Source organism: Candidatus Phytoplasma prunorum (assembly GCF_036924415.2).
Classification (GTDB): domain Bacteria; phylum Bacillota_I; class Bacilli_A; order Acholeplasmatales; family Acholeplasmataceae; genus Phytoplasma; species Phytoplasma prunorum.
Genome location: NZ_JAZHCY020000005.1, coordinates 58,552 through 73,514 on the forward strand (window position 1 = coordinate 58,552; position 14,963 = coordinate 73,514).

Consider the following 14,963-nt stretch of genomic DNA (forward strand, 5'->3'; position numbering starts at 1 on the left):
AATTCATTAAAGTCCTTTGAATGCATTAAATAATAAATTTTAATTATATTTAAAATTGTATAATTTTATCTTACTTTTGAAATTTTTAATCGAAATATAAACTCTCTTTAAATAAATAATTTAATTATTAAAAAATTATATAAAATTATAATATTTAAAATAATAAAAAATTATAGTATTTAATACTATAATATATATGATTAAAATTATTTTTAATTATAATATAAAAAATATAATTTTATTTAAGTATGTTTGTATTTAAAAAATAATTAATTTAATTTGATTTTAAAATAAAAAATTTTTAAGTTAAATAAATAATAAAAAAACAAATAAATCAAAATTTAATCTTTTTATTAAATATAAATATTTTAAATTTTAATTATTTGTTTTTTAAATTATTTTTTTAATAATAATGATTATAAAAAATTTTATTTTTATGATTTCAAATATTTTAATAATTTTTGTTTTTTTCTACTTTTTATAAACAAACCTCTTTTGGAATGATAATCATGCGGGTGTTCTTTTAAATGATTACTATTTTTAATATCCTCATCTAAAAGAGCTATTTGTACTTCAGTTGAACCAGTATCTCCTTTAAAACGTTGGTTTTTTTCTATAATTATTTTTTTTTGTTCTTTACTTAATGCCATTCGATAAAATCCTTTCATTTTTAAAAAATTAATTTTAAAATATATTTATAATTTAACAAATTGTTCAATATCTAAAACAAAAGTAATCGAACCACCTGTGGTAATCTCATTAGATAAATTATAATAAGCACCAAATTGATTTATAATATTATTAGGGATCATTTGAGTTTTCTTTTTAGAATAATCCTTTATTATTTTTAATATTTGTTCTACTTGACTTTCTTTTGCTCCTATAACAAAAGTAGAATTATTTTCTTTTAAAAAACCTCCCTTAGTGGATAATCTAGTAATAAAAAAATTTTTTTTAATTAAATTATTTTGAATTTCACTAGCGTTTTCATAAGAAACAATTGATAAAATTAATTTCATTTTCTCTTGCATATGAATATTATACCTTAAATATAAATTTATTCATAATACTTATAAATATTAAAAATAATAAATTTTAATTATATTTAAAAAAAGGAGATATAAAAATTTTAAAATATTATTTTATTACTTTTTATTTAATTTTTTGTTTTTTTATTGAATATTTTTATAATAAAAAAGATAATAATCATAAAAATTTTTTAAATGATAAAAACAACAAAGAAAAAATAATCATTTTAAATAATAAAAAAAAATTATCTAATTATTATTTTAATAACAATAAAATATGGCAAAAAATTCAAAAAGAAATCCAATATTTAAAAAATAAATTACAATTATTTTTATCAAAATACGAAAAAAATGTTAATATTTTTCCCAATAAGTTAAAAAACGAAATAGATCAAATATTTCTTCAAAACTGGCATAAAATAGAAAAAATACATGTATTTTTAAATACTGAAGAATTATATACATTAAAAAATATAATAATAAAATTAAATTTTGAATTAAAAGAACTATTAGAAAAACAATATAAAGAAGGTAATTTAATAGAATTAAAATTTAATTTTATAAATTTTAATAATATTTATGAAAAAATTTTAGAAAACAAAATAGAAAAGACAAAAAAAGAAGCATGGGAAATAATTAATAAAATTGAAAAAAAAATAAAAATAAAAAATAATGAAATCACTAAAGATGAAAAACAAAAAGCTAATATTTTAATTCAAAATTTAAAAAACATATTAGAAACATCAAATATTCATAAAATTAAACTTAAAATTAATCATTTATGGATTTTTGAAGAAGAAATATTGATATTATTGCAAGAAATTGAAGAAGCCAAAAATACGGCTATTTTAACTATTAAAAATAGTAATAAATATTTAAAATTATTTGAAAATGAATTTTCTTCATATCAAAAAAATTTAATTAAAAATCAAATAAAAGAATTAGAATATATCATAAAACAAAAAAGAATAAAACCACTAACAATAGATCAAAAAACACTTAAATTAGTTCAAATATTAGAACAAGCAATCAATAATCAAAATATTAATATATTAAAAAAAAATAAAAAAACATTAAACATAAAAAAACAATATTTTTACAAAAATAATAAAAAAATAGATAAAAAATCAAAGAAAAATTATTTTTATTTTTTTACTATTTTGGTTATTATTAATATTATCTTAATTATTATAATTAAAAAAATGGGCATCATTAAATTTATAAAAAAAACATAATAAATGGCTACTCAAAATGTAGCCATTTGTTATGTTTAATATAATTATTATATAATTAAAAAAAATTACAAAATCTAAATATTTATTATTTTATATTTATAACTATAATAATTTTATTATAATATTATTAATTATAGATAAAATAATAGGTTTAAATAGTTTAATAACATAACCAAATATAAAAGATTTATTTTCTACAAATTCTATTAATTTATCTGACAAATCATTAATGAAATTAATTATTGATTGTTTAACTGTTACATCGAAATCAATCACTTGTGGTGTTAATTTTGAAGTTGATTTTGATGATTTATTTACTTCTTCAAATTCAATAAATTTATTTATATCTTCTTTTTGATATTTAAAATTATTATTATTATATTGTTTATTAACAAATGGAACTATAATTTTTAAATTTTCTTTATCTTTAAAACAACTTTTAGCTTTAATATAAACTTGAGATATAGAAAAACAAATTAAAATAAATATAAATAAAATTTTAAATAAATTAATTATTAAAAAATTTTTTTTGGATGAAACATTCATCATATATTTCACCTCCTTCTTTACTAATCACCATAATTATAACATTTATTATATACAAAAAAAAATATTTTTTAAAATTATTTTATTAAATCTTAAAAACAAAAAAAGTACATAAATAATTCTTTTGTAAATAAAAAATTAAAAAATTTAAAAACAAATATAGCAATAAAAATAAATTTTGTTTTAATATTTTATTTTGTTCAAATTTCAAAATTATATTTTTAAATGAAAAATTAACTTTTGTAAAAAAAGGTAATTTATCAGACAAAAAATTTAAATCATTATTAATACTAATTAATCTTCCTTTATGATCAAAAAAAAACAAAAAATTATTTAATTTAGTTTCAAAAAAATGTTTCATTTTAGGTTGTTCAAAAGGCAAATCTATAACAAAAATATTATTTTGTTCAACTTTATCATTTAAATTATAAAAAGATAAATTACTTTTTATTAAATATGAAGAAAGATTTTTATTATCAAAATTATTAACTAAATATATATTTTCACCTAACATTAATTCATTTTCATTAATAGAAACATGAGGATAGTTATTTTTAGAATTAAATTTAATTAAACCTAAAAAAATATTATTATTTTGGTTAAAAAAATAACTATCGAGATAACTTGATTCTTCAAAAAAATCATTATTAATTTTTAATTTTAATTTTAATTTAGAAGATAAAAAATATTTAATTTTTTGTAAATTTTTTTCAAATTCAGAATAAATATTTTTTTTAATTAAAACAGAATAAACAAAATAAGTTTCTTTAGTCAATGTATTTATTTTCTTTTTATCAATAATAATACCTACACTATCATCATAATTTTCAATTAAAACTAAACTATTAATAATATTTTGACTGATTTTTTTTTGCGAAACTTCTTGTAAATGCTTATTATCAACAATATCATTTTTAATATTTGTAGATAAATTTAAATTATTTTTATTAAATTTATTTTCTAAAATAAAAAATACTTTATCTTCGGCATTATCATTTGATAAAAAAATATGTGTGTTTCTAGAAATAAATGAATTTTTAAAATTAGTTTTTTCTGTGATAATTTTATATTTCAATTCTTCTTTATTTTTACTATCGAAAAAAATAGCTAATTCTTCTATTTTCGGATCATATTCAATAAAATTAGACGATTCATTAAAACCTTGAATAGTAAATTTAACTAAATTATTATCATAATTCAAAATATTATTACTTCGAGGTAAAACAAACTCTTTTATATTAGCTGCAACAATATTTTCTAAAGAAATCAATAATTTATCTTCAATGTTGTTTGATATATTATTTTTAAAATTCATAATTTTTTTTTTAGTATCTAAAATTATATCAGGATCTCTAGGATTTAAAAATGATATTTTATCATTATTATGAGATTTTAAATCCATAATATTTTTAATTTGTGATTTAACATAATTTATATTAATAGCTTGCGATAAATTATTTGGTTTACTAGAAGATTTATTAATGCCAATCAAAGAACCTTTATAATCAAAAAGAGGACTTCCACTATTTCCAGGTTCTATAGTTATATCAAAAATAATCTCCTTTTCAAAAAAAGAAGAAATAACTCCTTTTTTTAATAAGTTAAAAAAAATTCTATATTCATCATAATTAATTTCTTTCATTTGTGAACAAAGAACATAAACAGGACTACCTATAATAAAATCATTGGATAAATTTTTATCAAAATCAAGATTATCAATAATTTTATTAATATCTGTTAATGTTTTTACAAAATTATTTCGATATCTAAACTTTAAAACTGCTAAATCATCATATTCATGATTATTATCAATATAAAAATGTATATTAGCTTCTATTTCGGGAGAAAAAAATTCATTTTTTATATGAAAGATTTTATTTTTAACATTTTGTTCATTTTCATTATTCATATCAATAACAACATGTCGATTTGTTAAAACATAATATTCATATTCTGTATCTTTTATTTTTCGATATTTAAAAATAATACCAGTTCCTAATACGCTAATTTGATCATCATTCAAAATATTTGTATAATTAACAGAAACAGTAATCTTAGATAAATCAGATTCTTTAGACAAAAAAAAATCTTTTTTTTTATAAAAAAATTATTTGAATTATTGTTTGTGTCGTTAATTTTAATATCTGAAGATTTATCAATATTTAAAAGTATTTCCTGAGGTAAAAAAAGCAAAATGAAATCTACATTAAAAACTAAATTTAAAAATTTAAAATTTTTGTTATCTCTTTCTAAAAGTGTTTGTTTTTTATTAAAACCAACAAATTCACCTTTTTCATTAAAAAAAAATTTATTTTCTTTACCTTTTGTATAAACATAAAAACCAATTTGTTCCATCAAACAACTAATTATTCCTTCTTTATATAAAATATTTTTCGAAAAATTATCTTTCGAAAAAGAATACAATATGTCACCTTTTTCATAAGTATTTTTTTTAAAATAAAAACAATTATATTTTTCTTGAGAAACAAAAGAATAAAAATAAATTCCAAAGTGATTTAACTTAGATGTTATTTCTTTAAAATTTTCATCATTAATTATATTCAATGAAATTAAATAATATTCAAATTTATCTATTTTATTTTTAGATTCTAATTTTTTTTTACCAAAAATTAAACTTAAAGGATATTTATCAATACTTAATAAATCTTTTTTTATATTTTCTAATTTATCAGATTTTTGTTTATTAAAATTTAAATAATTTTGATCTATATAATTTTTTTTTTCATCATTTTCTTTTATTACTGAAAAAACATAATATTTCGCAATAATAACATAAAAAAATAATAAAAATAATAAATTAATAAAAAATAAATAATTTAAATTAATTTTTTTATAATTTTGTTTCATCTGAAAAACTTTCTATTTTAAATTTATAAACAATAATATTATCAAAAATATTAAAAATCTAACTTATTTAAAATTAATTTTTAAAATAAAATTATAAAATTAAATAATTAAAAATATTTTTATTAACAAAATATAATAAATTATAATCAAAAAAATATTTTTATTATAACATTATTATAGCATTAAATATTTATTAAAAATATTTTTTAAAAATTTCTAATAAATAATAAAAAATAATATCAAAAATAATTTAAAAAACTTAATTTATAATAATTATATCAATAAAAAATTTCAAAAATATTAAAAAATAAAGAAATTTTATTTAAATATTATAAAATTAAAAAAATATAAATAAAAAAATAATCAACTACAAACAAAAAATAAATAAAAAATAAAAAATTTAATTTTAATAATTAACTTTATTTAATTAATTACTAATAAAAATTAAATAAAATATATTTAAAATAGTAATTATTATATATAAAAAAAATAAGTATAATAATGATAACTCTAATTTCTGTTTTTTTTCTTGAATCCAATTACCCTGTATAATTTTTTTTGTAGTGGGCCAGAAAAATGAAACCGTTAAAAACAAAAATAAAATAAAAATCGTTTATTAAATTTAATTGAATAATAACTAAAAAAAATATTTTGTAAAATTTTTATTAAAACTAAATTAATTATTTTTTTTAGAAAGTTATTTTTCTTTGCTGGAATTTTTAAATTTAATTTCTTATGGATTAATAAACCAGAAAAAAATCAAAGTCAAATTAATTGATTTTTTAAAAAATTAAAAAAAAATATAATTTTTAAAACACTTAAAATTGACATAGGTAAAATTTTATTAAAGAATTTTTAAAGTTTAAAAATTAGCGATAATAAAGTTGAAGTTGTTTAAAAAAAATGACTCTCAGTTTACGAGTTATTTAATATTTTTTATTAATCCTTTTTAATTGATTGTGGTTTTTGAGTTTTTTCTTTTGATTTTTCAGAATACCTTATACTAATCGGAAAATATTTATGAGAATTAATAGTTTTATTAAAATCATTTTCTAAAAAACGAAAAATTCCTAATAATTGAAATAATTTTACATAGTAACACTAAAAACAGCCAAAAATTTCACAAAAAATATATATTATCGCTAAACATAACCATAATAACTGCAAAATGAATTAATATATAATTAATTTTATTATAAATCGGGTTTTGATTTATAGAGGGATGAAAAATTGAAATTAATAACTTTATAATTATAGCTAAAACAGTAAACCCAAATAAATTAAAAAATTTTCTTAAAAAATAATTTTTTTTTTAATTCTAGTAAAACAATAAAAAAAATAAAACTTAAAATAAAAAAAGCGATTGTATTTTTAATTATTTGTTTGTATTGAATAATAATCGCCTCCTTTCTTGATATTTTTTTATAATTTAAAAATATTTTTTTAAAATAAGCAACAGGAAAGTTTAAAAATAGTGTCTTTAGTACCGTAACCAATATATTTAACTGTATTAAATGTTGCTTTACCAATACTTTCAAAAGTTAATGCGGTACCTTTACCAATATTTTCAGCTACATCGAAAGGATTTTCTACTTCTTTATAATTATTTTGATTAAAAACATTTTTACCTAATTCATTAAAAACATTAACAGGATAACTAGTTGTTTTTCCGAAAGTTTCTCAAACTTCTAAACCTCCTCTTGCTAAATCACGAACTACTGAAATATCATCAACTATATCAGTAATAACAATAATTTTATTTTCTACCCAGTTAATTACTTGACTGGCTTCCTCTAAGGCATCCAGTTTTTTGTTCTAAAATATCAACTACTACATCCACTAATTTTTCAGTTGCAACCCCAGCAACACCAGTAATTACAAAAATAAATTTCTTGACAGTTTGTTTAAAACTTTTTAACTTTTTTCACCTAAATATATAGTAATAAGACTCAAATATTTAAAAAAATATCTTTCGAAACTAAAGAATTATCATAAAAAGTTTAGACACTTATTAGTACGAAAAAAATATTTTCTGAGTTTGAAAAGATAGAAAATTATTAATTTAATTTTGAGTTTTAAAGAATAATTTTAACATGAAAGTTGTATTAAAAAACAGAAAATCCCAAAAAAATACTTAGAACTTTTAACAAAATTCAAAGAATAATTAGAAAAAAACACTTATTTAAAAAAATTAAGTAAAATCAAATAATTGATTTATAGACATTTAAAACAAATATTTTTTTAATAAAAATAACAAAAATAGAAAAATAAAATATCAATATTAATCCAAAAATACCAAAATTATCAATATATTTTAACTATTTATGATATAAAATATTTATGATATCATTTAATGAATAATCAAAACTATGATAGTAGGAATTAAATAAAATGAAAAAAACAGCGAGCATCAAACCTTTTGTTAAATGGGCAGGAGGAAAAAAACAATTATTACCGTTTTTAAATATTATTATGAATATCGAATATGAAACATATTTTGAACCATTTTTAGGTGGTGGCAGTGTTTTTTTAAATTTATTACCTCAAAAAGCTATGATATCGGATATTAATGAAGAATTAATCACCGCTTGGAAAACTTTAAAAGATCAATCGGTCCAGGTGATTAAGTTATTGAAAAAATATGTTAAAGCTTTAAATACCGAAAAAAAAGCTTTTTATTATCATTTACGTCAACAAGATATTAATTTATTCGATGATATTAATAAAACCGCGCGGTTTATTTTCCTTAATAAAACTTGTTTTAATGGACTTTATCGCGTTAATTCTAAAAATCAATTCAATACGCCTTTCAATGGCCAAGATCAGATCACCTTGGGGAATATTATTAATGCTACTAATCTTCAAGCCCTGATTGCTTTTTTAAAAAATAATGACATTGAAATTTTAAAGCAAGATTATCAAAAGATCATTTCGCAAACTCAAAAAAATGATTTGCTTTTTTGTGATCCGCCTTATGATTCCGATACTAAAACCTTTAATAGTTATAACGCCGAAGGTTTTAATAAAACCCAGCAAGTAGAATTAGCTAAATGTTTACAAGAAGCCCATTTAAAGGGGGTTAAATGGGTTTTAACTAATCATGATACCCAATTAATTAATCAATTATATCAAGCTTTTTATTTTGTAAAAATACCGGTTAATAGATTTATTAATTCTCAAAGTGACAATCGGAAAAATAATACTGATGAATTAATTATCACCAATTATGAATTAAGCCATAATCAAAAAAAACAAATCGATCATTTATTATTTTTTAAAGAATTAAAAAATACTTCTTATGATTTAAAAGATTATGTCCCTTGGGAAAAAGTTAATAATTTTATAGTTAAAAATCAAGAAATTATTAAAAAATGGAATAACCTTAAATCTTTAACAGAACAAGAATTTTTTAATAAATTAAATTTATGTTGGGAGAAAAACCCAGCCACTTTCGAGTTTTTACCTATATTAATCGCTAATAATTGTTTTTGGAGAAAAGAAAAGTTTATTTATTTTAATAATCGAAATCAAGAAATTGTTTTCGATCACCAAAATAAAAATATTGTTATAAATTTTATAAAAGAATCAAATCTTTTATCTAAAATTTTTTTGAATTCTCAATATCAACAAAATATTGAAAGTTATATTTTAGGCATTTTAATCGGATTAAGTTCCAACTCAAGAAAAAACAAATCTGGATTATTTTTACCTAAATTAATTGAAGATATTTTAAAAAAAAATAAAATTGAATTTAAAAAAGAAATAAATTTAAAAGATATCTTAAAAGAAGCAGAATTAACCGAAACTAAAAGAATAGATTTTATTTTCAAAAAAAATGAAACTATTTATTTTTTGGAATGTAGTTTTTTCAATGTTTCAGGTTCTAAAATTAATAGTGAATTAAATCGTATGTTAGAATTTAGCAGAACTATTAATAAATTTAAAAAATATAAATTTATTTATATTATTGATGGTCCAGGACTAAAAAAAACAAATATTTTAGTTAATCAAATATTAAATGAAACTAATAATTTTTTTAATATTCATCGTTTTCAAAAATTTTTAAAAAATAATTCAAATTTTGTTTTATAAATAATTTATAAAAATAAAGTTTACTCTTAAATTATTCAATTTAAAGATTTTTTTATTTTTAAAAAAAACAAAAATTAACCCAAAAAATTAATTTTAATCAAAACATTCAAGACTCTTATTTCAAGATTCTTTTTTTTATCCCAAAAGGAAGTTCAAAAGAATACCGAAATTAATTATAAAATAACCATTTACAATTGTATTGATAATGAGAATACATCAAATATTCTCGGTCTTAAAAATGAAAAGCTTTAAGATTACAACAGAGATTTAAAGCGGATTGAGGAGAAACTATTGAATCAAGATGATTTCGCAAAATGAAAATATTAAGGCATATAAAAATTCGAAAATGAACTTAAGACCTAAAAATCAGATAATATCTTAACTTAAAGATACAATAGGAAAAATCTTTAATCAGAAGTATTTAAATATTTTTTTTAGAATATTTAAAATTATCAATTTAATTAACAATTAAGTTACCAATTTTTTCTGATTTCACCAAGCTAAACTGTATTTACCTAAGCCAGGAATCAGATCGCTTAAAAATATTAGGTAGTAATTTTGAGTAACTTTGATTTTTATAAAAATCACTGCCTTTCGGTAGTTAAAACATTATTACAGTAATAGATTCAAGGAGAAAGAAGAATCATAGTAATCGTAGGAATAAAAATTAATTTGGAATAATTAAGTTAATATTCCCACCCAGGAAATAAGGGTAACTACTTTTACAGGGTGAAAGAGGAACTAAATTTAGCGTTTTAAATTTCAGATGATGAAAGAAAGCGGATGTGATATCTGCAATTGAATTAAATAACTATTCTTAAACTTTCATCGAAATTAAAACAACTTAATAAAATAGAAATTTAAAATCGCCGTATGATTAGAAACTTGCTTATACGGAAGTATCTAGAACTCATAGTAAATAGGGATAAAATCCAAAAAATCTTAATCTATCACAATTTTTTTAAAGTTTTATTTCAAATGAAATAAACTTATTGGAATAAATATGCAAATTCGAACATTCTAGGTATTTTAAATTTTTTAGTAATAATAAGCAATTAGTTTTTCACAAAATATCAAAATTTCATGATATAAATTTTTATTTTTTGGATTTAATAAAAATGCTGGAACTTTAATTTCAATTTTATTATTTAATTCATTTAACATTTTTATTTTTTTGTTTTTTTTAAAAAGTTTAAAGTTTTGAAACAATACAAGTTTAAAATAATATGAACAAATTAAGATAAATAATATAAAAAAATATTTTAAAAAAATAATTAATTTAAAAATGAAAAAAACTCATTAAATTTATTTTTTTTAAAATTTATTTTGATATTTATTCAACAATTGTTTAAATTTTTGTCCTTCTTGAATAATATTTTTTATAAATTTTACATCTGGTTTAATAGTTATAAATTGAAATTTTTCAGAATTAATAAATGCTAAAAAATAACCTAAGTTACTTTCTGAAATATATAATTGACATTGTATTTGAGCCCAGTAGTAAGGTTGAATTATTTTTTTTTTAAAAAAATTTTCCCATTCTAAATTTTCTGGTCTAAACGGACATTTAATGCCTAATAAATTTTTTTTTGATTCATCATAACCATCTAAAGTTGTGAAAAAAATATCCTTAACTAAAGTTATTGGTTTATAATTTGTTTTCATTTTGATACTAAAAAATAAATTTGCTTTAGGTTTCATTTTTCGACCGTGTTCGATTGCTTCATTTTGAATAAATTTAGAAGTCAATAATCTTTTTTTAATTAATTCTTCTTTAGTTTCATATGGATTTAAACCCATAATAGTTGATATTTCTGAAGCATTAATATAATTTTTGCGATAATGATAAAATTCTTTAGTATTTTTTTGAATTTCTTTTTTATCCATCTTTTTTACCTTTTTTTATTTTATATTCTTTATTAATAATTCTAACATTAATTTTAAAATAAAAATCAATTATAAATAAAAATATATAATACAAAATATAATTATTAAAAATATTTAAAGTTGATAACATAAATAAAAAATGATAAAATTAAATTCTAATAGATATATAAAATATAAATAAAATTAAAAAAAATAAGGCAAAAAATTAAATGAAAAAAATGACTTCTTTAGAAATTAAAAATATGTGGTTAAAATTTTTTATCAATAAAGGACATTATCCAGAAAATTCTTTTTCATTGATACCAGAAAACGATCCAACTTTATTATGGGTTAATGCAGGAGTTACTCCTTTAAAAAAATATTTTAATGGTTCTTTACCTATTATTAATTCTCGTATCGTCAATATTCAAAAATGTTTAAGAACAAACGATATTGAAAATGTTGGAAAAACGTCTACACATCATACATTTTTCGAAATGTTGGGTAATTTTTCAATCGGTGATTATTTTAAAAAAGAAGTTATCGATTTTGCTTATGAACTTTTAATGTCAAAACAATGGTTTGCGTTGGATTCTAATAAAATTTATATTACTTATTATCATAAAGATACGGAAACATTAGATTTATGGTTAAAAAAAAATATTAAACCCGAAAATTTGATTTCTTTAGAAAGCAATTTTTGGAATATAGGTGAAGGCCCTTGTGGTCCTTGTACAGAAATATTTTTTGATCGAGGTCCAAAATATCACTCAAAAGGTAAAGAATTAATAGAAAAAGATATAAAAAATAATCGTTTTGTTGAAATTTGGAATATTGTTTTTTCACAATATAATTTTAACCCTAAGAACAAAAAAAATATTTATCAAGAATTACCAAGTAAAAATATTGATACTGGTGCAGGTTTAGAAAGATTAACTTGTATATCTCAAGATGTTGAAAATAATTTTGAAACAGATATTTTTTTACCAATTATTCAAAAAATATCATCTTTAAGTTCTATTAAATATCAAAATCAAGAAAATTTTAAAATTATCTCCGATCATATCCGAACTTTAGTTTTTGCTATTGGAGATGGAGTTATTTTCGCCAATGATGGAAGAGGATATGTGTTAAAAAAAATTTTAAGAAGAGCAATTCAAAAAGGAAAAAATCTAAATTTTAAAGAACCTTTTTTATATAAATTAATATCTACAGTTATAAAACAAAATCATTTTTTTTATCCTAAATTAAAAGAATATCAAAGTATTTTAGAAAAAATAATTTATAAAGAAGAAAAAAAATTTTTCGATATGCTTGAAAATTCTGAAGAAAAAATTTTCAATTTAATAAAAAATAATTTTTTAAGCGGAGATAAATATTTTAAATTATACGATACTTATGGAATTCCAAAAGAAATTATTTTAAATTATTGTAACAAAAAAGGTTTTATTGTAGATAATGATGGTTTTATTAAAAAACTAGAATCACATAAAAACTTATCAAAATTAAATCAAAATTTTAAATTAAATATTAAAAAACAAAATGATAAATTCTTAAATTTTACAGATAAAAGCGATTTTATTGGTTATAATATTACAGAAATTAAAACTAAAGTTATTAAAATTTTTGAAGAAGGTATTATTTTAGAACAAACACCTTTTTATCCTAATATGGGAGGTCAGATTAATGATATAGGTTTTATTAACAATATACCAGTAAAAAAAATCATTCGTTTACATCATGGACAATTATTACATCAAATCCAAAGTAACTTATTTTATGAAGGTCAAAAGGTAATTGCTAAAATTGATGTTAATATAAGAAAACAAATATCTTTGCATCATACTGCCACTCATTTATTACATGATGCTATTATATTAATTTTAGGCAAGCATGTTGAACAAAAAGGTTCTTTCATAGGAAATAATTTATTAAGATGGGATTTTAATCATTATGAAAAAATTAAACCCAAAGACATTATTAAATTAGAAACTCAAGTTAATAAATGGATTAAAAAAAAAACAAATATTATAATTAAAGAGATATTATTTTCTGATGCTAAAAAAATACCCAATATAAAGTATTTTAAATATAAAAAATATCCTAAAATAGTAAGAGTTGTTCAAATGGATGATTATTCTATAACATTATGCGCCGGTACACATGCAAAAAATACTCAAGATTTAAAAAAAATAATTATTTTATCTTGTAATTTAATAAGTTCAGGAATTTATAGAATAGAAGCTTCTGTAGGTTTGAATGCAATAAATATTTTAAATAAAAAAATTAATTATTACTTAGATGAAAAAAAAAATATTATTAAAAAAGCAAAAAAAATGTCTGTACCTAATTTTAAATTGTTAATACCGAAAGATATCATTATAACAGAAAGTTTTCAAGATATTTTAAATTATAAATTATATTTAAAAAATCTACAACAAAATTTTATTTTTTTTAAAAAAGAATTATTAGAACATCAAAAAAAATATGTTTTATCTAATATAAAAAAATTTATTCCATTAAAAATTACTTCTAAAATGTTTTTAAAAATAAAAGATAAGATGGAAATGGAAGTAATTAAATATTTATTAGAACATCTATTTATTAAATTTAAAATGGAAATATTATTAATTTGTTATTTACAAGATGATAAAATTTTTTTTCTTTGCAAAAGTAAAACTTTAAACGCCGAGCAAATAATAAAAAAAATATCTCAAATAACAGAAGGTTTTGGTGGTGGTAATAATAAATTTGCTCAAGGAAGTACTAAACATACAAATAAATTAAACTCAGTTTTAAAATATTGGAATAATAATTTATCATGATTTATTTTCCTCCTTTTTTAGGTCTTGATTTAGGTCAAAAAACTTTAGGTATTTCTATTTCTGAAAAAGGCATTTTTTCTATTAATTTTAAAACTTTAAATTTCCCTAATCACCAATATAATTATTTATTAAAACCTTTAAAAATATTGATTATTCAAAAAAATATCAAAACAATTATTCTAGGATTTCCTAAGCATATGAATAACGATTTAGGAGTTAAGGGATTAATAAGCATTAATTTTAAAAAAAGATTAGAAGATTATTTAAAATTTGATATAAAAATAATTTTATGGGATGAACGTTTATCTACAAAACAATCTTTAATATTTTTAAAAAATAATAACAAAAATAAAAAAAAAATAAAACAACTAAAAGATGAAATTGCCGCTATGTTTATTTTGCAAAATTTTTTAGATTATCAAAATAATAATATTTAAAATAATAATAAATATTAAAATAAATATAATTTGTTATATAAAAAATCATATTTATAATTTAGAATT

The 14,963-nt window shown here is 17.9% G+C and carries 10 protein-coding genes; 4 read left to right on the forward strand and 6 right to left on the reverse strand.

What is annotated here, in order from left to right; genetic code table 11:
- Positions 1 to 434: 434 nt before the first annotated feature.
- Both rpsO and V9D86_RS01105 read right to left on the reverse strand, forming a co-directional pair.
- Entirely contained in the window at positions 435 to 650 is a 216-nt protein-coding gene (gene rpsO / locus V9D86_RS01100; protein ID WP_334330960.1) for a 30S ribosomal protein S15, read from the reverse strand.
- Positions 651 to 695: 45 nt separating this feature from the next.
- Positions 696 to 1,031, reverse strand: coding sequence for a cyclic-di-AMP receptor (locus V9D86_RS01105; protein ID WP_334330961.1), 336 nt, complete (start codon positions 1,029 to 1,031; stop codon positions 696 to 698).
- Positions 1,032 to 1,840: 809 nt separating this feature from the next.
- Between V9D86_RS01105 and V9D86_RS01110 the strand changes: the two genes are divergently transcribed.
- A complete protein-coding gene (locus V9D86_RS01110; RefSeq protein WP_334330962.1) occupies positions 1,841 to 2,263 on the forward strand; it encodes a hypothetical protein in 423 nt (140 codons plus the stop codon).
- 102 nt (positions 2,264 to 2,365) lie between these two features.
- On the opposite strand, the gene V9D86_RS01115 is transcribed toward V9D86_RS01110, so the two are convergent.
- The 3 genes from V9D86_RS01115 to V9D86_RS01125 all read right to left on the reverse strand — a co-directional run bounded on the left by V9D86_RS01115 (position 2,366) and on the right by V9D86_RS01125 (position 5,677).
- Positions 2,366 to 2,809: a hypothetical protein gene (locus V9D86_RS01115; RefSeq protein WP_334330963.1), complete on the reverse strand. Its 444-nt coding sequence runs from the start codon at positions 2,807 to 2,809 to the stop codon at positions 2,366 to 2,368.
- Between the two features lie 85 nt (positions 2,810 to 2,894).
- The gene (locus V9D86_RS01120; protein WP_334330964.1) at positions 2,895 to 4,889 is read right to left on the reverse strand and encodes a S1 family peptidase; all 1,995 of its coding nucleotides are present in this window, start codon (positions 4,887 to 4,889) and stop codon (positions 2,895 to 2,897) included.
- Entirely contained in the window at positions 4,829 to 5,677 is an 849-nt protein-coding gene (locus V9D86_RS01125; protein WP_334330965.1) for a hypothetical protein, read from the reverse strand. The genes V9D86_RS01120 and V9D86_RS01125 overlap by 61 nt, the downstream gene beginning before the upstream one ends.
- Positions 5,678 to 8,068: 2,391 nt before the next feature.
- On the opposite strand from V9D86_RS01125, the gene V9D86_RS01130 reads away from it, so the two are divergent.
- Entirely contained in the window at positions 8,069 to 9,769 is a 1,701-nt protein-coding gene (locus V9D86_RS01130; RefSeq protein ID WP_334330966.1) for a DpnII family type II restriction endonuclease, read from the forward strand.
- Positions 9,770 to 11,083: 1,314 nt separating this feature from the next.
- Here the strand turns inward: V9D86_RS01130 and V9D86_RS01135 are convergent.
- Positions 11,084 to 11,656, reverse strand: a complete 573-nt coding sequence (locus tag V9D86_RS01135) for a lambda-exonuclease family protein (RefSeq protein WP_334330967.1) — start codon at positions 11,654 to 11,656, stop codon at positions 11,084 to 11,086.
- A gap of 209 nt (positions 11,657 to 11,865) precedes the next feature.
- On the opposite strand from V9D86_RS01135, the gene alaS reads away from it, so the two are divergent.
- Both alaS and ruvX read left to right on the forward strand, forming a co-directional pair.
- On the forward strand, positions 11,866 to 14,460 hold the full coding sequence (gene alaS / locus V9D86_RS01140) for an alanine--tRNA ligase (RefSeq protein ID WP_334330968.1): 2,595 nt from the start codon (positions 11,866 to 11,868) through the stop codon (positions 14,458 to 14,460).
- A complete protein-coding gene (gene ruvX / locus V9D86_RS01145; protein ID WP_334330969.1) occupies positions 14,457 to 14,897 on the forward strand; it encodes a Holliday junction resolvase RuvX in 441 nt (146 codons plus the stop codon). Before alaS ends, ruvX begins: the two co-directional genes overlap by 4 nt.
- The last annotated feature ends 66 nt before the right edge of the window (positions 14,898 to 14,963 follow it).